Raw genomic sequence first — 20,470 nt, forward strand, 5'->3', positions numbered from 1 at the left:
ACCGCTTTTTCAAGCGAGTTAGGAAAAATCATGTCCAAACAGCCTTCCAGCAAACGCCAATGGCGCGACGGCGTATCATCTACCGCCCAAAAACCCTCCAAACCGGCCAAATCCTTTGCCAATAAAAAACGTCCCGACAACGAGCGAAAAACATCAGGCAAACCTTACGGCCAAAAAGTTTCAGACGGCCCTAAAGCTCAAAATACCGCGCCTAAACAACGTGCTGCCAAAGCCAAAAAACTGGTTGTCCGCAACCCCAACCAAAAAATCATGGAGCACGCCCGCGATTTGAAAGAACGCCGCAGCGACCTTTCCCGCTTCGAACCCGAGCGCCTGCAAAAAGTCCTGGCTGCTTCCGGCGTCGGCTCACGCCGCGAAATGGAAGAATGGATCAGCAACGGCTGGGTAACGGTCAACGGCCGTGTAGCCCAACTGGGTGAAAAAGTTACGCCCGACGATCATGTTACCGTCAAAGGCAGCATCATCAAACTCAAATGGGCAGACCGCCTGCCGCGCATCATCCTCTACTACAAACAAGAAGGCGAAATCGTTTCCCGCGACGACCCGCAAGGCCGCGTCAGCATTTTCGACCGCCTGCCGCAAGCAGCCAGCAGCCGCTGGGTAGCCATCGGCCGGTTGGACATCAATACCAGCGGCCTTTTGATCCTGACCACTTCAGGCGAACTCGTTCAACGCTTTGCCCACCCCAGCTTTGAAGTCGAACGCGAATACGCCGTACGCGTATTGGGCGAGTTGACCACCGAACAAATGCGCGTCCTAACCGAAGAAGGCGTGATGCTCGAAGACGGTTTGGCAAAAGTCGAACGCATCTACGAACAAGGCGGCGAAGGCGCAAACAAATGGTATAACGTGGTCATCAAAGAAGGCCGCAACCGCGAAGTACGCCGCATTTTTGAAAGCCAAGGCCTGACCGTCAGCCGTCTCGTCCGTGTAGGCTTTGGCCCCATCGGTCTGCCAAACCGCCTCAAACGCGGCCAGTTCTACGAACTCAATCCGGCAGAAGTCGCCAACATCATCAAATGGGCAGATATGCTGCTGCCTGGCGAACGTCGCCGGAAGAAAAGTTAATGTAAGATAAATCGGGGCTGAGACTTTTGCAAAATCGTCTCAGCCTTATAACATCTTGCTTTAGTCATAAAAATCAAGAGAATTAAAACTCAAATCTCTTAGCACAAAACATATTATTACAAATTTATTCCATTTATTTTAAATATTTGAATAATTTATATTTTTTCTACTTTATTATTAAATATAAGCAGAGCTGCTCCAACCTTCACAAGGCTGTACTCAATAATAGCCTATCCCTTCATCTCAACTAATCGGTATATTTACTACTTCCCAATACATCCAAATTTCCAAATGCTTTGGCATAAATTTCTTATTTATAAGATAATGCTATTTCTTTAATCATTATAAAAAAGGGGAAACTATGTTTGATTTTATAAAGCGGAAATTTCGTGAAGCCATCATTGACCCGATTTCCGACAGTGTTCGAGAAAAACAGGAACAATTGGCAGAAACGGCTTCTGAATATGCGGCACCAAGCGTTTTCTACCTACTCTTCGCCATTACAGGAGCAGTAGCCGTCATTTTGGTTTTACTTAGCCTTTCACTCTATATAGGCCAGCTTTTGGGCAGCTACCTATACGGACTATTTATCTTTACCTCATTTTTTATCTTATTGTTTTTATTTGTATGGGCCATGCGTTCTCGTATTGAAACAGCCGTTAAAAAAACCGTATATGAGCTTTTAAAACCATCAACAGATGCCGATGTTACGATTCCTTTGATGGAGGCGGAAGTTTTAGAAGAAACGGAAGTCAAACGTTTGGAAAAACATTAAAATTTTAAAAGGCCATCTGAAAAACATTCAGACGGCCTTTTAATTAAACTTTTTATTTTAAACTTTTTATTTTTCCGATTTCAACACCCGTTGACGGCGGGTTTCGCTCAATACCATGCCTGCGCTGACGGAAACGTTCATACTTTCGACTGTGCCAAACATCGGAATCGATACCAGCATATCGCAATGTTCGCGCGTCAGGCGACGCATGCCTTCGCCTTCGTTGCCCATTACCCAAGCCACGCTGTCGGGCAAGTCGCAATGGTAAAGGTCGGAGTCGCCGCCCATGTCCGTGCCGACAATCCAAATGCCGTATTCTTTCAGCTCACGCAAAGTACGGGCAAGATTGGTTACGGTAATATACGGCACGGTTTCCGCCGCGCCACAGGCAACCTTGCTGACGGTCGCATTCAGGCCGGCGCTTTTGTCTTTGGGCGCAATCACGGCATGCACGCCCATCGCATCGGCAGTACGCAGGCACGCGCCGAGGTTGTGCGGATCGGTAATGCCGTCCAATACCAGCAAAAACGGAGGTTCGCTCAGGTTTTCCAATACATCTTCCAAGTGAACATGGTTTTTGGAAGCATCGATAAACCCGACCACGCCCTGATGACGCGCCCCTTTGCTGATGGCATTCAGGCGGTCGGCATCAGCAAAATGCACGCGTACGTTTTCAGAGGCCGCTTTATCCAATACATCGCGGGTGCGCGCATCGGATTTGCCCTCTTGGATATAGAGTTCGGTAATCGATTTCGGGTTTTGCCACAAACGGGCATTGACGGCGTGAAAGCCATAGATGAGTCGTTGGTTTGCCATGTTTTTGCTTTATCAAAAAATTCAGACGGCCATTATAACAAGTAAGGCCGTCTGAAAATTTTTTATTTCATCAAATAACCGAGTATGCCCGAAGTGCCAACGCCGATTAATACCGTCACCAACATCGAAAACCGGCTGGCCGCCAATACCGTCAAAGCAATGGCAATCAGCTCATGCGGTTTGTCCGACACAAAATAAGGCGCAATCACGGAAATCAACACACAGCCCGGCGCGGCCTCCATAACCACTTGCGCGCGACGGCTCAACGTACGGTTGCGCAATGCAAAAAAGCCGATTAATCGGGTTGAATAGGTAACGGCCAACATACTTAAAAACAGCAAAAACGATTGCAGCGACAACAAATCCTTCATTTTTGCTCTCCCCACACATACGCCGCCAACAAGCCCGACAACGTTCCGGCCGGAACATACCATGCGCCATCCACGGTCAAATAGGTTGCGCACGCCACAATCAGGCTGACAAACCAAGGGCGTGAAGCCGCAAAGCTCTTCCACATCCCGCGCAGCAACACCAAAAACACCGCAGGAAACGCCATGCCGAAGCCCCAAGCCGCCACATCGCCGAACATCGGGCCGACTGCCGCGCCAAATGCCGCAAAACCAATCCAAGTTACATACAAAATAAAACACACGCCGGCATAAAACGGCATATTGAAAGCAGGCAAACCTGCCGCCTTACGCTTTTGAATTTCAGCAAACGCCATTGCCCAGCTTTCATCACACATAAAAAACAGCGCGGGCATTGCCTTTTTCAGCGGCATATCCCTCATATACGGCGCAATCGCCGCCCCCATCAGGATATGGCGCGAATTGATCATAAACGTAACTGTTGCAATCAGCATAATCGGCAAAGGATTTGCCCACAAATTGACTGCGGCAAATTCCGAACCTCCGGCAAAGTTCATGCCCGTCATCAGCAGCATTTCCAGCCAACTCATGCCTTTCTGCCCACCCTGCATGCCCAAAATCAGCGCCCACGGCAACAAGCCGATCAGCATGGGGGAACATTCTTTGATACCGCGCAGAAATTCCGATTGAGGAGAAGCAGTCTGATTCATTTTGATTGAAACGGTTTATTAAAAAGAAGCGACGTATTATAAAGCAGGCCGTCTGAACAAGGGTATAATACGGAAAAATTAGATTTATTTACGGAAACCGATATGACCCACACCGTCCATCTACAGTTTGAAGAAATTGACAATACCGTGTTGCAACGCCTGTGCGGCGCGCTCGACAGCAATCTCGAAGCCTTAGGCAAAGCCCTTGATATCCAAATCAGCCGCCGCTTCGAACATTTCACCTTCATGGGCGAACTGGCACACGCCGGCCGTCGCGCCTTGCTGTCGCTTGCCGAAGCCGCAGAAAAAGGCGACTTGGACGACAACGCCATCAGCCTCGCGGCCGTTGAAGCAAAAACAGCAGATGAAAAACACGAAGAAAAACACCACGACCAACAATACTATTTCCGCACCAAACGCGGCAGCATCGGCGGCCGCACCCCGCGCCAAAACGGCTATATCCGCGCCTTGCTCAACCACGATGTCGTGTTCGGCTTAGGCCCAGCCGGTACAGGCAAAACCTATCTTGCCGTTGCCGCTGCAGTCGATGCCATGGAAAAACACCAAATCGAACGCATCGTTTTGGTGCGCCCAGCAGTCGAAGCAGGCGAAAAATTAGGCTTCCTGCCGGGCGATTTGGCGCAAAAAGTCGATCCCTACCTGCGCCCGCTTTATGATGCGCTTTATGACTTGATGGGCTTTGACCGCGTCACCAAACTGATGGAAAAAGGTTTGATTGAAATTGCGCCGCTGGCCTATATGCGCGGCCGCACCTTGAATGGCGCATATGTCATTTTGGACGAAGCGCAAAACACCACGCCCGAACAAATGAAAATGTTCCTGACCCGTATCGGCTTTGGTGCCAAAGCAGTCATTACCGGCGACATCAGCCAAATCGACCTGCCGCGCAACATCAAATCCGGCTTGAAAGATGCACGAGAAAAACTGCGCGATGTAGAAGGCCTGTATTTCCACACCTTCACCAGCGAAGACGTTGTCCGCCATCCTTTGGTGCAGAAAATCGTCGAAGCCTATGAAGCAGCGGAAGAGCAAGCCGAAAAGAAAAGCGGCGAATAATCTTTTCAAACACTCAAGGCCGTCTGAAAATCAAATTTCAGACGGCCTTTCTACATCATTCTCCCTATAATACTGCTATAATCCGAAAATCAAGTAAAACAAAGACTTCAAAAGGAAAAATATGTCCCTCAAGCCACCCGTCCGAATCGCCGTTACCGGCGCGGCAGGCCAAATCGCCTACGCCACCCTCTTCCGTATCGCCGGCGGCATCATGCTCGGACGCGACCAACCCGTTATCCTGCAGCTGCTCGACCTGCCACAGGCACAACAGGCATTGCGCGGAGTGATTATGGAAATGCAGGATTGCGCTTTCCCGCTCCTTGCCGACATCTTCGCCACAGACGACCCCGAAGTCGCCTTCAAAGATGCCGACATCGCCCTCTTGATTGGTGCGCGCCCGCGCACGCAAGGCATGGAGCGTGCCGACTTGTTGCACGCCAATGGCGAAATTTTCAAAGTACAAGGCGCGGCGTTGAACAAAGTTGCCCATCGCAACGTTAAAGTCCTCGTCGTCGGCAATCCGGCCAATACCAACGCCTACATCGCCATGAAATCCGCACCCGACATCCCGCCGGAAAATTTTACCGCCCTGATGCGTCTCGACCACCACCGCGCAGTCAGCCAAATTGCCGAAAAAATCAACCGCCCGATTACTTCCATCGAGCAAATGTGCGTCTGGGGCAACCACAGCCCGACTATGTACGCCGACTACCGCTACGCCACCAGCAACGGGGAGTCCGTCCAAGACATGATTACCGAACCCGACTGGAACACCGAAGTCTTCATGCCGAAAATCGCCGAACGCGGTGCCGCCATTATCGCTGCGCGCGGTTCATCATCCGCAGCTTCCGCCGCCAATGCCGCCATCTACCACCTGCGCGACTGGTTGCTCGGCAGCAGCGGTAAATGGATAACCATGGGCGTTCCATCCGATGGCTCCTACGGCATTCCCGAAGGTTTGATTTTCGGCTTCCCCGTCATTTGTGACGAAGGCAGCTACCGCATCGTCCAAGGCTTGGACTTGTCGGATGAATTCAGCCAAAAACGTATTGCCGCCACACTGGCCGAATTGGAAGAAGAACGTTCAGCCATCCAGGATCTACTCTAAAACAAAGGCCGTCTGAAAACCAAATTTCAGACGGCCTAAATAATTAAATGCCCGTTCTACAATCATTTTTAAAAGCTAGAATGGCACTCTTTGTCCTTGCTTATCTTTAAGATGCCATTGACCTGACGGTGTACAACCGCCACCACTACCGCCGACAGCATAATGATCACAATTCGGGTCAAGCCGTTTCCCTTGAGAATATGAGCCATTTGTCAAACCGTCTCCATCAAAGGAACTGCATGCGCCGGTGAAAGCTACGCAAAACAAGATTAAAAATTTCTTCAACATTCACATCACCTTTTTTATAAAAATCATACCCAAAAATTGTAACCTAGATAAAGTTCCCACGCTATCGATATGAGCCACACCGTGTGAGCAAAAAGAACCAATCTCGCCTTGCCCACATTTGTGTATATAACTAATTGTGCCGCCGATATATGTGCCAAAATTTCGCTGCCATCACTCAAAGAAAAACTACTGCCAGAAATTTGGAATACACATATAATGAAATTAAAAACATAAAAATAGTTATCAAACTAATTTTATAAACATGTGACAAATTTTTTGCAACTTTGTTTCTTATGGTTTTGCTTTTTTATAAAGCTCGCTCTCACAATATAAAAATTATCCAATACCTTCTCTGCGTTTGAAAAAGGCCGTCTGAAAACCAAATTTCAGACGGTCTTTACTATGCAGCCTTATTCCGCTACATCAATGCACAAATATTTCAATTCTAAATACTCGTCCGCACCATATTTGCTGCCTTCACGTCCCAAACCGCTGCGTTTTACGCCGCCAAACGGTGCTACTTCATTACTAATTAAGCCCGTATTGATACCGACCATGCCGTATTCCAAGGCTTCGCCGACGCACCATTGGCGGGCGGTATCGGAGGTGAAAAGGTAAGCTGCCAAACCGTATTCCGTATTGTTCGCAGCCTCGATGACTTCGGCTTCGGTTTCAAAACGGAACACCGGACACAAAGGCCCGAAGGTTTCCTCGTGGGCTACCGCCATTTGCGCCGTAACGCTGCTTAAAACAGTCGGCTCAAAAAACGTTCCACCCAACGCGCTGCGTTTGCCGCCGGTCAGGCAACTTGCGCCTTTAGCCAATGCGTCGGCGATGTGCTGCTCTACTTTCTCCACCGCTTTTTCCTCAATCAGCGGTCCTTGGTTTACATCATCTTCCAAGCCGTTGCCCAATTTGAGCGCAGCCACTTTTTCACTCAATTTGTGACAAAATTCCTCGTAAATGCCGGATTGAGCGTAAACGCGGTTGGTGCAGACGCAGGTCTGACCGCTGTTACGGAACTTGCTGGCGAGCGCACCTTCGACGGCTTTGTCTAAATCGGCATCGTCAAACACGATAAACGGCGCATTGCCGCCCAGTTCTAAGCTAAGTTTTTTAATGTCTGCCGCACTGTCGGCAAAAATTTTTGCGCCGACTTCGGTTGAGCCGGTAAAGCTAATTTTGCGCACAGTTGGATTTGTGGCAAATTCATGGCTGATTTCCGAAGCACTACCGCTGACAACAGGCAACAAATCCTGCGGCATACCTGATTCATAAGCCAGCACGGCCAACGCATACGCACTCAAAGGCGTGAGCGATGCAGGTTTGACAATCATCGCACAGCCCACTGCCAAAGCAGGTGCAGCCTTGCGCGCAATCATCGCAGACGGGAAGTTCCACGGCGTAATCGCAGCAGTAACGCCGACGGGTTGTTTCAATACAACCAGTTTTTGCGACGCTTTCACACTCGTCAGCACATCACCGTCAATCCGCCGAGCCTCTTCCGCAAACCAGCGCACAAACGAAGCCGCATAATCAATCTCGCCACGCGCCTCAGTCAGACTTTTGCCCTGCTCCATCGTCATGATACGCGCCAGTTCTTCTTTGTTTTCTTTAATTAAAAAATACCAACGCCACAACACATCGGCGCGCTCCAACGCAGTTTTTGCCGCCCATAATTTTTGTGCCGCCTCCGCCTTTTGAATCAAAAGCTTCAGGCCGTCTGAATCAGTCTTACGGACAAACGCCAAAGCCTCACCTGTTGCAGGGTTATCAACTTTAATGGCATTTGGAATCGGAGAAAAGGAAATATCGGGATGATTGAGCAAACGGGCAAAATCTTTCATGAGAAACGACCTTTCTAAAACCGAGGATATACGTTCATTATCATATTCATACCATCAAAGTGCAACTAAATCAAAAAATAAACCAACATCAAAGGCCGTCTGAATATCTTACAGACGGCCTTTGCTTTAACGACATCATATCTATCTTAAATAACGAATGAAATACGATGATTAATACTCTACCTCAAAAGGATAAGACACATGTATTACAACAATTTGCTATAATACAAACCTCATTTCAACCCTCATCCAAAATTCCATTTTCAGACGGCCTTTGTCTGTTTATAAGGCCGTCTGAAATATTTTCCGTCCATCCTCTTCTGTCGAGCCATGATTCCATCTGATTTCATTGATGAGCTTTTGTCCAAAGTCGATATTGTCGATATTATCGACGAGCAGGTTCCGCTGAAGAAAGGCGGGGCGAACTATATGGCCTGCTGTCCGTTTCATAAGGAAAAGACGCCGTCGTTTTCAGTCAGCCCGACCAAGCAGTTTTACCATTGCTTCAGTTGCGGGGCTCATGGTTCGGCGATTGGTTTTGTGATGGAACATCAGGGACTGTCGTTTCCAGAGGCGGTGCAGTTTTTGGCTGATCGCGTCGGCATGACGGTGCCTAAAGTTCGCGGGCAGGAAGACAATCCCGAAATCCGTGCCGAACGTAAGAAAAAACAGCAGACTTTGGAAGAAACGACGGCAGCGGCAGCAGATTTTTATGCGCAACAGTTGAAATTCAATCCGGCGGCGAAGGCTTATTTGGACAAACGCGGCTTGAGTGCGGAAGTTATTGCGCATTATGGCTTGGGCTATGCACCTGACGGTTGGCAACCTTTGGCGCAAGTGTTCCAACCCTATCCGAATACTGCGTTGGTGGATACGGGCATGGTCATCGATAACGAAGGCAAACATTACGACCGCTTTCGCCATCGGATTATGTTCCCTATCCGTAATCCGCGCGGGCAGGTTATCGGCTTTGGCGGCCGCGTATTGGACGACTCTAAACCCAAATACCTCAACTCGCCGGATACGCCTTTGTTTGACAAAGGGAAAAACCTTTACGGACTATATGAAGGGCGTGCTGCCGTAAAAGAGGCTGGACGGATTTTGGTGGTCGAAGGCTACATGGACGTGGTCGCATTGGCGCAGTTTGGCGTCGGCTACGGCGTAGCGGCTTTAGGTACGTCAACCACGGCGGAACATGTCAAAATCCTGATGCGCCAGGCAGACAGTATTTATTTTTGTTTTGATGGCGACAGCGCAGGACGTAAAGCGGCTTGGCGCGCGCTGGAAAATGCGTTGCCGCAATTAAAAGACGATAAATCGCTGCATTTTCTATTCCTACCCGAAGAACACGACCCAGACAGCTACATTCGCGCCTATGGCAAGGCTCAATTTGAAGATGCCTTGTTAAACCAAAGCAAGCCCCTATCGGAATACTTTTGGGAACATCTTTCAGACGGCCTCAACCTCAATACACAAGAAGGCAAAGCAGAATTGGTCAAAACCAGTTCTCCGCTTTTAGCGCAAATTACCGCGCCGGCATTGGGCTATCTCCTGAAACAAAAACTCAGCGAGTTGGTGGGCATTGACCCTGACAACCTCGCCCAGTTACTCGGACAAGAAGCGCCCAAGCGGCACGTCAAACAAAAAAGTTACAAACTGCCGCCTATTTCTGTCAAACAGCCAACCATGCTGACACTGGTTCAAAGACAGATACGCAGCCTCTTGATAAATCCGGCTTGGGCTTCATATATAGACCTGCCCGATTATCTGGCTTTAAGCGGCGACTTCGCCTGCCTTGCCAATTTAGCCGAAACCATCAAGCATCACGATACGACTCCTGCAACTGCGCAAGTGCTTGAATATATGCGCGGTTCGCCCTATGAGGAAACCGTCAATCAAATCTTTTTATCGACCCTTCACTCTGAAGAAATGGAAGGGGATAACGAAGAAGATTGCGAAAGTTTCCAAATCGGCATGAAAAAGTTGTTAAATGAATTAAAATACAGTCAAATCGAAACTTTAAAGCAAAAAAGTATTCAAACTGGTTTGACCGAAAATGAAAAAAGGCTCTTGCTGTCACTTTTGACGGCAAAGCAAAACTAACCCCTCAGGCCGTCTGAACAATCTAAACACACGCTGCAAAACATGACACGCAGAACACCCCATCTGTAATATTTTCAGACGGCCTCAGAGTATTAAAGTGAAATCTGATTTCACAACAAAAAGCTCTGCTCCGCCTTCAGGTACGGCCACATCACCGTAAACCGTCGGCATCCTACCAACCTAGAGAGCAATCCATGTCTAAAAATCAAAACTACGAAGAATACCAAGACCAAGACGACAACCGTCCTTTGAGTATCGAAGAGCAGCGCGCGCGTCTGCGCCAACTCATTATCATGGGTAAAGAACGCGGCTACATCACTTATTCCGAAATTAACGATGCCCTGCCCGACGATATGTCCGATGCCGAGCAAATCGACAACATCGTCAGCATGATTTCCGGCTTGGGTATCCAAGTAACCGAGCAAGCTCCCGATGCTGAAGACATCCTCTTGAGCGACAACGCCGCCGCCATGACCGACGACGATGCCGTTGAAGAAGCCGAAGCAGCACTCTCCAGTGCAGATTCAGAATTCGGCCGCACAACCGACCCTGTGCGTATGTATATGCGTGAAATGGGTCAAGTCGATCTGTTGACGCGTGAAGACGAAATCATCATCGCCAAAAAAATCGAAAATGCACTGAAAAACATGGTGCAGGCAATCTCCGCCTGCCCAGGCTCAATTGCCGAAATTCTGGCTTTGATCGAACAAGTCCGCAACGACGAAATCCGTGTGGATGAAGTGGTTGAAGCCATCATCGACCCTAATGAAGTCTTGTTGAACGAATTGGGCTTGGGTCATTTGGAAAATGCCAAACCAGATGACGAAGAAGGCGAAACCGTTAGCGATGATGAAGATGGCGACGATGAAGATGAAGACGATTCAGGTAGCGACTCTGAAGCCATATCCGCTGCCCATTTGGCCGAACTGAAGCAAAAAGTTTTGGAACACTTCGCCTTTATCGAGAGCGAATACGGCAAAATGATCAAGCAGTTGGAAAAATACGGCAGCCTGCACGCCAACTACCTGAAACACCGTGATGCCATTGCCAACAAACTGTTAGAAGTCCGTTTTGCCACACGTCAAATCGAAAACCTGAGCAGCAACCTGCGCAGCCGCGTTGAAAACATCCGTAAACTCGAGCGTGAAATCCGCGACATCTGTATCGACCGCGTCCGTATGGATCGCGACTACTTCATCAAAAACTTCCTGCCAGCTATTACCGATTTGGAATGGGTAGAAGAAGAAGTAGCCAAAGGCCGTGTATGGGCAAACGCGTTAGATCGTTTCCGCCACGCCATCCTCGAAAAACAAACCGAGCTGGCAAATATGGAAGCTGAAACCCGCATTTCCATCGAAGAGTTGAAAGAAATCAACAAAAACATGGTGTTGAGCGAAAAAGAAACCTCAGCCGCCAAACAGGAAATGATTCAGGCCAACTTGCGTTTGGTTATTTCCATTGCCAAAAAATACACCAACCGCGGCTTGCAGTTCCTTGATTTGATTCAAGAAGGCAATATCGGCCTGATGAAAGCGGTGGACAAATTCGAATACCGCCGCGGCTACAAGTTCTCAACTTACGCCACATGGTGGATCCGTCAAGCGATTACCCGTTCTATCGCCGACCAAGCGCGTACCATCCGTATTCCGGTTCACATGATTGAAACCATCAACAAAATGAACCGTATCTCGCGCCAATACCTGCAAGAAACCGGTGAAGAGCCTGATTCTGCTAAACTGGCCGAGCTAATGGAAATGCCGGAAGATAAAATCCGCAAAATCATGAAAATCGCCAAAGAGCCGATTTCCATGGAAACACCGATTGGCGATGACGACGATTCGCACTTGGGCGACTTCATCGAGGATGCCAACAACGTTGCGCCGGCAGAAGCTGCGATGTACACTAGCCTGCACGAAGTAACCAAAGAAATCCTCGAAAGCCTGACGCCGCGCGAGGCCAAAGTTTTGCGTATGCGTTTCGGTATCGATATGAATACCGACCACACGCTCGAAGAAGTCGGCAAACAATTTGACGTAACCCGCGAACGTATCCGTCAAATCGAAGCCAAAGCCCTGCGCAAGCTGCGCCACCCGACCCGCAGCGACCGCCTCCGCAGCTTCCTCGACAGCGAAGAAAACAAATCATAAAAGCAAACCGCAGGTTAAAAGACCTGCGGTTTTTTATTGAAATATAATAAGGCCGTCTGAAAAACAAATCTCAAAAGATTTAATCGTTTCAGACGGCCTTAAACTTATTTTGATAATTTATTCAGCCTCAGTGGTTTTCTTTTTCGGATGGCGGCGGCGACGTTTGGGTTTGCCATCGGTTGATCCACTTTGTTTCTGACGTTTGTGATCATTGGCCGCAGTCATTTGCTGGCGTGTTTCCTCATCGGCATGTTGGAAAGTTGTCCACCAAGAAGCCATCTCTTTATCAACCTCGCCAACCTCGCTACGCAAAATCAGGAAATCATAAGCGGCCCGGAAACGTGTTTGCGATAGCAGGCGATACGGGCGTACGCCACGCATATTGTCAAATTGCGGCTGAAATTGCCAGATTTCACGCATGGTTGCAGAAAATCGTTGCGGTACGCCCCAACCCTTCTCTACCGTATCTCGCATGGTGTTCATCGCATCCATCAATGCAGGGACAGGTTTTTGTCCATGGCTTAGATTGCGTTGCCACATAGCATTTAGTGTCGGCCACAATACCGCCGCCAATACGAAACCGACGGAAACGGACTTATCCGCACGGATACGCTCATCGGTATTTTTCAAGGCCAACATAATCATACGGTTTTCAGCCGCTTCAGCAGTTTTCAAGGCATCTAAAAGTGGATGGATGCCTTCGGGAATACCCAGCTCGTTTAGCCGTTTCAAACAGGCACGGGAATAACCGGAAAACAGAATTTTCAGAATTTCGTCAAAAAGACGAGCAACAGGCTCATTTTTCAGACGGCCTGCATATTCGGCAATCGGCAAAGCCGTTTGCTCTTCCACTTCAAAGCCCAACTTGCCCGATAAACGTACAGCACGAAGAATACGGACAGGATCTTCCTGATAGCGTTCGGCAGGATCGCCTATCATCACCAATTTTTTATCAGCAACATCAGCCACACCCTGATGGAAGTCCCAAATCTCCTCTTTAATCGGGTCGTAATACAGCGCATTGCAAGTAAAATCGCGACGCATGGCATCTTCTTCAATGCTGCCGTAAGTATTGTCCTTCATAATACGGCCTTGCGCATTTTGCTGAACCTTATCGCCACCGCGGAACGTCGTCACTTCAATGGTTTCAGGTCCGATCATCACATGAACGATTTGGAAGCGGCGGCCGATAATGCGGCTGCGGCGGAATACTTTGCGGATTTGCTCCGGCGTGGCATCAGTTGCGATATCAAAGTCTTTGGGCTCGACCCCAAGCAACAAATCCCGAACGGCACCACCCACAACATAAGCCTGAAAACCGGCTTCATGCAGACGTTTGGCAATTTTCTCCGCGGCAAAGCTCAACATATCCGCGCGGATACCGTGTTGCTCAAGCGGGATAATTTCCTTTTCGGGCAACGATTTGACGTGTTTTTTAGGCAACACTTTATGCAGCCATTTTTTTAACATAAGCAGCTCTTTTCACAATAAAAAAGGCCGTCTGAAACTTGTCTGGCTTAAGCCTTTGCACAATATTCTGCCGCAGAAGGGGAAAACATTGAGCAAAGGCTTCAGACGGCCTAAAAAAGACGTGCCATTATACCTTATGGAAGTTCGATTAATTAGCGTATTGGCAAAAAATATCGGCTATAATGACGGTCTGACAACGATTCAGGCAGAACATCATGTACCACTACAAATCCGAAGCTACCCAATTCCTCGACAAACTCATGGAAGACAACCCCGAAATGGAAGCGCAACGCCTCGAAAACCGCCATTTGCTGTGGGATGTTACCCTCAATCCGACAGAGCAGGCCGAATTTGAAGCGGCCAAAGTCAACAAAAAACCCTACACCTACTATCAAGACTAATCCCGTATCGGTATGACGACCAACACCCACAATACCGATCCGGCATTACAACATTACCTCAACAGCATTGGTCAATCCGAACATCCCGTTTTGACCGCATTGCGCGAGCGTACCCAATCACATCGTCTGGGAAAGATGGCCATCGCCCAAGAGCAGGCGGCCATGTTGGTGTGGTTGGCCAAATTATTGAATGCCAAAAAATATTTGGAAGTTGGCGTCTTTACCGGTTACAGCAGCACCTCCGTGGCACTTGCCCTCCCCGAAGACGGCAAAATCACGGCTTGCGACATCAATGTAACCTTTACCGATATTGCCCGCGAAACATGGCAGGCTGCAGGCATAGCGCATAAAATCTCACTTCATCTGCAGCCGGCTTTGCTGACTTTGGATGATTTGATTGCGCAAGGCGAATCGGAAAGCTATGACTTGGCACTTATCGATGCCGACAAACCGCCTACGCCGAAATATTTCGAACGCTGTTTGCAACTGGTACGGAGTGGCGGCGTGATTGCCATCGACAATATCTTATTGGGTGGGCGCGTCATGAATGAAGCTGCCGAAAATGACCCGCCCAGCTTGGATATCCTGCGCCATTTCAACCAAAATCTGCCGCACGATACACGCATTATTCCTATTACCCTGCCTATCGGCGACGGTTTGACATTACTACTAAAAAAATAAAACGACACAATCCGATGAAAACATTATCACATTCCCTGTTTCTTTTGCCGCTTACTCTATTGGCCGCATCATGCACCGTTTCCCATCCTCCCCAACCTACCGACAATCCCAACTTTGTCCTACCGGATATTCCGCGTGAGCCTTTACATGAAAAAAGTATCCCCTATCCGCGTTTGGACGCACAAACCCAGATTGACCACTTGGGCATACAAATTGCCCGACTGGAACGTACGGTTGAAGAATTAAATCAACGCTTGCACACATTGGAACAACAACGAAACATCAAACGTCCAACCCCTTTAGCTCCCAAACCCAAAGCCCAGCGATTGGACGACCGCAATCTGAAAATGAATTATTTGGCCAATGGCGGTGGCGTGCCGTCTGAAACAGACTCAGCCGCACAAAACGAATTACGCCTTTATAATCAGGCGCAAAAATACTATCAGCGTAACAACTATTCCGCCGCTGTGGCCATTTTGAAAGAGGCTGACGGCGGCAACGGCAGCGAAATTGCCCGCCGCAATATGTATCTGCTCCTGCAAAGCCAACAACGTCTGGGTAACTGCGAATCCGTTATCGAAATCGGCAACCGCTACGCCAACCGATTCCGCAACAGCCCGCAAGCTCCCGATGCCATGTACAGCATCGGCCAGTGCCAATACAAACTGCAACAAAAAGACATCGCACGCAGCACATGGCGCAAACTGATACAAAGCTTCCCCAACAGCGAAGCGGCAAAACGCGCTTCCATCAGCCTTAAACAAAGATAAACGTTCAGACGGCCTTGTCATCCCCTAGGCCGTCTGAACATTTTTTACCCTTAATCCATTCAAGCAAAAGGAATTCCTCATGATCCAAGTCGGCATTATTATGGGCAGCAACAGCGATTGGCCGGTGATGCAGCAGGCGGCACAATTTCTCAAAGAATTCGGCGTTGAATATGAAGCGCGTGTCGTCTCTGCACACCGTACGCCTGATTTGATGTTTGAATACGCCGAAACCGCACGCGAACGCGGCATCAAAGCCATCATTGCCGGCGCAGGCGGCGCAGCGCATTTGCCGGGCATGGTCGCTGCCAAAACCACGGTTCCCGTCTTGGGCGTTCCCGTTCCCAGCAAATATCTGCGCGGCGAAGACTCCCTGCTTTCAATTGTGCAAATGCCCAAAGGCGTTCCTGTTGCCACATTTGCCATTGGCGAAGCCGGTGCGGCCAATGCAGCGTTGTTTGCCATTTCACTTTTGGCCAACGAAAATCCTGAATTGGCTGAAAAATTGGCCGCTTTCCGTGCCAAACAAGAACAAACCGTTCTTGCCATGGAATTGCCTAAAGCATAACTGACAAAGGCCGTCTGAACGTTGTAAAGGGAAACTTTGATTTCGTTTTATGATTGTTCAGACGGCCTTAGTCTTTTATCAAATTGAACTAATACCATGAAAACCCTAGCATTCGTCCTACTCTCCACCCTGCTTTGCGCCTGCCAAAGCCCAAGTATTCCTACTCAATCAACCGCCATTCCATCTCAACAGCAAGCCCAAGATACAAATGGAAACCTGATTATCTTCTATGATGCCCAAACCGGTTCTGCGCCATTGCTAAAAGCAGTGAAAACCTCGGGTGCAAGTTTGATTTATGAATACAAAAACCTGAACGGCATTGCTATTCGTCCGTCTTCCAAGACCAAGATTAAAGATGCCATTGCCTATTTCAAGAAAGTAAACGGCGTCTTGTCTGTCGAACAAGACCGACTGCTTAAACTTCAATAAACAAACTATTTTTTGACTAAATAAAAAAGGCCGTCTGAAACATATCACTACGATTTCAGACGGCCTTTACTTGTTCAAAGCATTAAATCATGCCGCTGCCTTGCGCTTTTGGCTTGGCTTGGCCGAATTCCAATTTACTCAGCGCAGACAAATAGGCTTTGGCAGTCGCCACCAACACGTCGGTATCTGCGCCTTGACCGTTGACCACACGATCGCCACGTTGCAGACGGACAGAAGTTTCGCCTTGGCTTTCTGTGCCTTGCGTCACCGCATTGACAGAGTAAATCTGCAAGGTTGCGCCACTTTGTGCTACGCTTTCAATGGCTTTAAAGATCGCATCAACAGGGCCAGAACCGGTAGCGGTAGCGTGTTTTTCTTCTCCGCGAATACTGAACACGATATTGGCACGAGGTTCTTCGCCGGTTTCGGTGCTGATTTTTTGGGAAATGAATTTATAGCTTTCGGTATTCATATTGCCCATTTCGTCAGACACCAAAGCGTGCAGGTCTTCATCAAAGATTTCGCGTTTCTTATCCGCCAGCTCTTTGAAGCGTGCAAATGCCGCATTCAACGCCTCTTCGCTTTCCAACTCAATACCCAAATCTGCCAGCTTGCTGCGGAATGCGCTGCGGCCAGAGAGTTTGCCCAAAGTCAAGCGGTTGGTTGACCAGCCGACTGATTCGGCAGTCATGATTTCATAGGTTTCAGGGTGTTTCAACACGCCGTCTTGGTGGATGCCTGATTCGTGCGCAAAGGCGTTTGCGCCGACTACTGCTTTGTTTGGCTGAATCGGATAGCCGGTGATAGTAGATACCAGTTTGGATACCGGCACGATTTGCGTGGTATCGATGCCGGTTTCCAAGCCGAACAAATCATGACGCACTTTCAACGCCATCACGATTTCTTCAAGGCTGGCATTGCCCGCGCGTTCGCCCAAGCCGTTGATGGTACATTCCACCTGACGCACACCTGCCTGAACAGCAGCCAATGAGTTAGCAACCGCCATACCCAAGTCATTATGGCAGTGGGTCGACCAAACTACTTTGTCGCCATTGGGAACGCTTTTGATGATGTTGCTGATACGCTCGTACCATACGGAAGGGATGGAGTAGCCGACAGTATCAGGAATATTGATAGTAGTCGCCCCCGCTTCAATAACCGCCGTAAAGATTTTGGCAAGGAAGTCCAAATCCGAACGTACTGCGTCTTCAGCAGAAAATTCCACATCGTCAGTGTATTCTTTAGCAATTTTTACCGCTTTGACCGCCGCATCGATGACCTGCTGCGGCTTCATTTTCAGTTTGTGCTCCATGTGGATGGGGCTGGTGGCGATAAAAGTGTGAATACGTTTATTTGGAGCAGGGGAAACAGCTTCGCCTGCTTTGCGCACATCGTTTTCAACGGCACGCGCCAATGAGCAAACTGTAGATTTGGTAATGATTTTGGCAATCGCATTAACCGATTCAAAATCACCCGGACTGGCTGCTGCAAAACCTGCCTCAATCACATCAACACCCATCTTTTCCAACTGGCGGGCAATACGGATTTTCTCCTCTTTGGTCATGGATGCACCAGGGGACTGCTCACCGTCGCGCATGGTAGTGTCGAAAATAATTACACGATTGGTTTGTGTCATTTCTGTTCTCTCCAGAGATTCGTTTTTTTGTAAAAAAGCATTCAAATCAAGCGGTCTGCCTTGCGCTTCCGCCAAAGCGGTCAGTTTTTGCAACTGAGCCAAAGGCAGGGAACCGCGTGTACGCCATTTGTAGATAGCCGCTGTGGTCGCAGCATTTTCCGGGTCGTGCTGTTTCAGGGCTTCGGCCAGCGCGTTTACGCCGCCAAAATAGGCAACCAAACGGTCAATGTCTAATTGCATGATGTTCCTTGTCCAAATCTGATTAAGATTATTGTGTTCTGGTTTTGCATTATACTCATTTTAGACAAAACGACAATCTGTTTTTATAAAAATATTGGCTTAAATTTTAAAACTTGAGAAATTTTTATACATTTTGTCTAATTCAGACTATTAAAAGCCCATCTCAAACCGAACCTATCCTAAATATAGTAAACTAATCCCTTATGTCCTCGATTTGAAATACATTATGCCCCACACCATCCCTACCAACCGCTCCGACATCGAATGGCGCAACGAAAGCACACAAAAGTCGCCCAAGCAGGCGGTTTACATTCAAGAAGCAGCCGCAGCAGAAATTTTAAAAAATGCCCACGCACAAACTGCAACTGTTTGGACTGGCGATTTTCACAATGCCAAGCAAGTCTTGGCCGCAATGAAAAAACGCATCCGCAGGCCGTCTGAAAAAAAGAAAGGCGCACCTGCCGATATTCAGACGGCCTTTCATGCCCACCGTATGAAACAGGCGCAACAAAGCCGTTTGCTCAATATGCTTGCTGTTGAAATCCAACCAAATTTTCAACTGGATAATGCACGCGCACCCGACATCTACGCCGCTTTGTGCGATGTTTACGACACACCAAACGACAAACCGTTTCTTTTGCCGCTGAATCAATTATTGGGTTTTATCGGTGCACACGAGTGGCACAAAAAAGGCATAGACATTCCTCAGCTTGATGAAAAAATCCATATTCCTTTCGGCGTATTCTCTCCACTGCGTGGCGAATATTTGGATTTAATCGCCCAAGCACCACTCGCTCCCAATATTCAGACGGCCTTTGACATCGGCACCGGCTCAGGTATTATTGCCGCAATTTTGGCCAAACGAGGCATACCCGACATCATTGCCACAGACACCAACCCCAAAGCAATTGCCTGTGCCACAGCAAACCTCAAACGCCTAGGCTTGGATAAAGCCGTCAACATCCAATCGATTGATTTATTTCCCGAGAGTTGCGCCGACCTTATCGTCTGCAATCCGCCTTGGCTGCCGGCAAAACCGACCTCCGCTATTGAGACTGCCCTTTACGACCCCAATAATGCCATGCTGACCGCGTTCCTCAACAGCGTACGTCATCACTTAAATCCAAACGGCGAAGCTTGGCTGATTATTTCTGACTTGGCAGAACACTTGCATTTACGCGATAAAGACTTTCTAAACCAATGCTTTCAGATGGCCTCGCTCAATGTAGTTGATATTTTGAAAACTAAACCGCAACACAAAAAAGCAATAGATGAATCCGATCCTTTGGCGTTTGCCAGAAACAAAGAAACTACTTATCTATACCGTTTGAAAGCGATATAAAATTAAGGCCGTCTGAACATTCAGACGGCCTTTAAACATTTCCATAAAAGAAAACGGCATATCGTAAAGATATGCCGTTGATGGGAGCAGGGACTGCTATATTTGGCAGTGGTTTGTGTTTTAGTCCTCTTGCGCCGCTGTTTGCAGGTAGTTTGGCAAACCAACTTTACCAATCAATTCCTGCTGAGTTTCAAGCCAGTCGATGTGTTCTTCGTTGATGTCTTTTTGTTTTTCCAACAAATCACGGCTGACGTAGTCTTGTTGCTCTTCTGCAAGAGCGATGGCTGCAACCAGAGCATCATGTTTTTCATACTCTTTTTTCAGATCGCAGGCAATGATTTCTTCGGTAGATTCACCGATCAACAGTTTACCCAGTTCTTGCAGATTAGGCAGGCCTTCCAAGAGTAAAATACGCTCGATCAAATCGTCTGCGGATTTCATTTCGCGGATGGATTGTTTGAAGAAGTGTTCGCCCAATTCTTCAAAACCCCAGTTTTTCAAAATGCGGGCATGCAGGAAGTATTGGTTAATGGTAATCAGCAACAAACCTAAGTTTTTGTTCAGCTCGCGAATAACTAAGCGATCGCCTTTCATATTCAGCTCCTTAT

General features: G+C 48.3%; 19 protein-coding genes. 12 read left to right on the forward strand and 7 right to left on the reverse strand.

Going from position 1 to position 20,470, the window contains the following annotated elements; genetic code table 11:
* Positions 1–30: 30 nt before the first annotated feature.
* Both ACTHRE_RS08800 and ACTHRE_RS08805 read left to right on the forward strand, forming a co-directional pair.
* Positions 31–1,089 (forward strand): pseudouridine synthase, encoded by a 1,059-nt coding sequence (locus ACTHRE_RS08800; RefSeq protein ID WP_070461850.1) that lies wholly within the window; start codon positions 31–33, stop codon positions 1,087–1,089.
* 361 nt (positions 1,090–1,450) lie between these two features.
* Positions 1,451–1,864: a hypothetical protein gene (locus ACTHRE_RS08805; protein WP_377072689.1), complete on the forward strand. Its 414-nt coding sequence runs from the start codon at positions 1,451–1,453 to the stop codon at positions 1,862–1,864.
* A gap of 66 nt (positions 1,865–1,930) precedes the next feature.
* Here ACTHRE_RS08805 and rlmB read toward each other — a convergent pair whose 3' ends face one another.
* The 3 genes from rlmB to ACTHRE_RS08820 form a co-directional block, all read right to left on the reverse strand.
* Positions 1,931–2,680 carry a 23S rRNA (guanosine(2251)-2'-O)-methyltransferase RlmB gene (rlmB, locus tag ACTHRE_RS08810; protein WP_004520319.1) on the reverse strand — a complete coding sequence of 250 codons (750 nt, stop codon included), beginning with the start codon at positions 2,678–2,680 and terminating at the stop codon, positions 1,931–1,933.
* Positions 2,681–2,742: 62 nt separating this feature from the next.
* Positions 2,743–3,051, reverse strand: coding sequence for an AzlD family protein (locus ACTHRE_RS08815; RefSeq protein ID WP_003680717.1), 309 nt, complete (start codon positions 3,049–3,051; stop codon positions 2,743–2,745).
* Complete coding sequence (locus ACTHRE_RS08820; RefSeq protein WP_107791874.1) at positions 3,048–3,758, reverse strand: AzlC family ABC transporter permease; 711 nt, start codon at positions 3,756–3,758, stop codon at positions 3,048–3,050. The genes ACTHRE_RS08815 and ACTHRE_RS08820 overlap by 4 nt, the downstream gene beginning before the upstream one ends.
* Before the next feature lie 102 nt (positions 3,759–3,860).
* Here ACTHRE_RS08820 and ACTHRE_RS08825 point away from each other — a divergent pair, with 102 nt between their 5' ends.
* Together ACTHRE_RS08825 and ACTHRE_RS08830 are read left to right on the forward strand one after the other, a co-directional pair.
* A complete protein-coding gene (locus tag ACTHRE_RS08825; protein ID WP_070590856.1) occupies positions 3,861–4,835 on the forward strand; it encodes a PhoH family protein in 975 nt (324 codons plus the stop codon).
* A 121-nt stretch (positions 4,836–4,956) separates the two neighbouring features.
* Entirely contained in the window at positions 4,957–5,943 is a 987-nt protein-coding gene (locus ACTHRE_RS08830; RefSeq protein ID WP_377072686.1) for a malate dehydrogenase, read from the forward strand.
* Positions 5,944–6,641: 698 nt separating this feature from the next.
* On the opposite strand, the gene ACTHRE_RS08835 is transcribed toward ACTHRE_RS08830, so the two are convergent.
* A complete protein-coding gene (locus ACTHRE_RS08835; protein WP_377072685.1) occupies positions 6,642–8,078 on the reverse strand; it encodes an NAD-dependent succinate-semialdehyde dehydrogenase in 1,437 nt (478 codons plus the stop codon).
* A gap of 330 nt (positions 8,079–8,408) precedes the next feature.
* On the opposite strand from ACTHRE_RS08835, the gene dnaG reads away from it, so the two are divergent.
* Both dnaG and rpoD read left to right on the forward strand, forming a co-directional pair.
* Positions 8,409–10,181 (forward strand): DNA primase, encoded by a 1,773-nt coding sequence (dnaG, locus tag ACTHRE_RS08840; protein ID WP_070644843.1) that lies wholly within the window; start codon positions 8,409–8,411, stop codon positions 10,179–10,181.
* 194 nt (positions 10,182–10,375) lie between these two features.
* The gene (gene rpoD, locus ACTHRE_RS08845; protein WP_377072683.1) at positions 10,376–12,328 is read left to right on the forward strand and encodes an RNA polymerase sigma factor RpoD; all 1,953 of its coding nucleotides are present in this window, start codon (positions 10,376–10,378) and stop codon (positions 12,326–12,328) included.
* A gap of 117 nt (positions 12,329–12,445) precedes the next feature.
* Here the strand turns inward: rpoD and ACTHRE_RS08850 are convergent, their stop codons facing one another.
* A complete protein-coding gene (locus ACTHRE_RS08850; protein WP_377072682.1) occupies positions 12,446–13,798 on the reverse strand; it encodes a polynucleotide adenylyltransferase PcnB in 1,353 nt (450 codons plus the stop codon).
* A gap of 215 nt (positions 13,799–14,013) precedes the next feature.
* Between ACTHRE_RS08850 and ACTHRE_RS08855 the strand changes: the two genes are divergently transcribed.
* The 5 genes from ACTHRE_RS08855 to ACTHRE_RS08875 all read left to right on the forward strand — a co-directional run bounded on the left by ACTHRE_RS08855 (position 14,014) and on the right by ACTHRE_RS08875 (position 16,644).
* Complete coding sequence (locus tag ACTHRE_RS08855) at positions 14,014–14,199, forward strand: DUF3460 family protein (protein WP_003680728.1); 186 nt, start codon at positions 14,014–14,016, stop codon at positions 14,197–14,199.
* A gap of 12 nt (positions 14,200–14,211) precedes the next feature.
* Positions 14,212–14,880: a class I SAM-dependent methyltransferase gene (locus tag ACTHRE_RS08860; RefSeq protein ID WP_377072680.1), complete on the forward strand. Its 669-nt coding sequence runs from the start codon at positions 14,212–14,214 to the stop codon at positions 14,878–14,880.
* Between the two features lie 14 nt (positions 14,881–14,894).
* Positions 14,895–15,650: a tetratricopeptide repeat protein gene (locus ACTHRE_RS08865; RefSeq protein WP_377072678.1), complete on the forward strand. Its 756-nt coding sequence runs from the start codon at positions 14,895–14,897 to the stop codon at positions 15,648–15,650.
* Positions 15,651–15,729: 79 nt separating this feature from the next.
* The gene (gene purE, locus ACTHRE_RS08870; protein WP_254346586.1) at positions 15,730–16,215 is read left to right on the forward strand and encodes a 5-(carboxyamino)imidazole ribonucleotide mutase; all 486 of its coding nucleotides are present in this window, start codon (positions 15,730–15,732) and stop codon (positions 16,213–16,215) included.
* Between the two features lie 96 nt (positions 16,216–16,311).
* Positions 16,312–16,644 carry a hypothetical protein gene (locus ACTHRE_RS08875; RefSeq protein WP_377072676.1) on the forward strand — a complete coding sequence of 111 codons (333 nt, stop codon included), beginning with the start codon at positions 16,312–16,314 and terminating at the stop codon, positions 16,642–16,644.
* Positions 16,645–16,726: 82 nt separating this feature from the next.
* Here the strand turns inward: ACTHRE_RS08875 and ACTHRE_RS08880 are convergent, their stop codons facing one another.
* Positions 16,727–18,520: a 2-isopropylmalate synthase gene (locus ACTHRE_RS08880; RefSeq protein WP_377072674.1), complete on the reverse strand. Its 1,794-nt coding sequence runs from the start codon at positions 18,518–18,520 to the stop codon at positions 16,727–16,729.
* Between the two features lie 226 nt (positions 18,521–18,746).
* On the opposite strand from ACTHRE_RS08880, the gene ACTHRE_RS08885 reads away from it, so the two are divergent.
* Entirely contained in the window at positions 18,747–19,862 is a 1,116-nt protein-coding gene (locus tag ACTHRE_RS08885; protein WP_377072672.1) for a methyltransferase, read from the forward strand.
* 120 nt (positions 19,863–19,982) lie between these two features.
* Here the strand turns inward: ACTHRE_RS08885 and bfr are convergent, their stop codons facing one another.
* Positions 19,983–20,456, reverse strand: coding sequence for a bacterioferritin (gene bfr, locus ACTHRE_RS08890; RefSeq protein WP_377072670.1), 474 nt, complete (start codon positions 20,454–20,456; stop codon positions 19,983–19,985).
* Positions 20,457–20,470: the final 14 nt, after the last annotated feature.

The sequence above is a fragment of the Neisseria sp. P0001.S007 genome (assembly GCF_051963655.1).
GTDB lineage: Bacteria > Pseudomonadota > Gammaproteobacteria > Burkholderiales > Neisseriaceae > Neisseria > Neisseria subflava_A.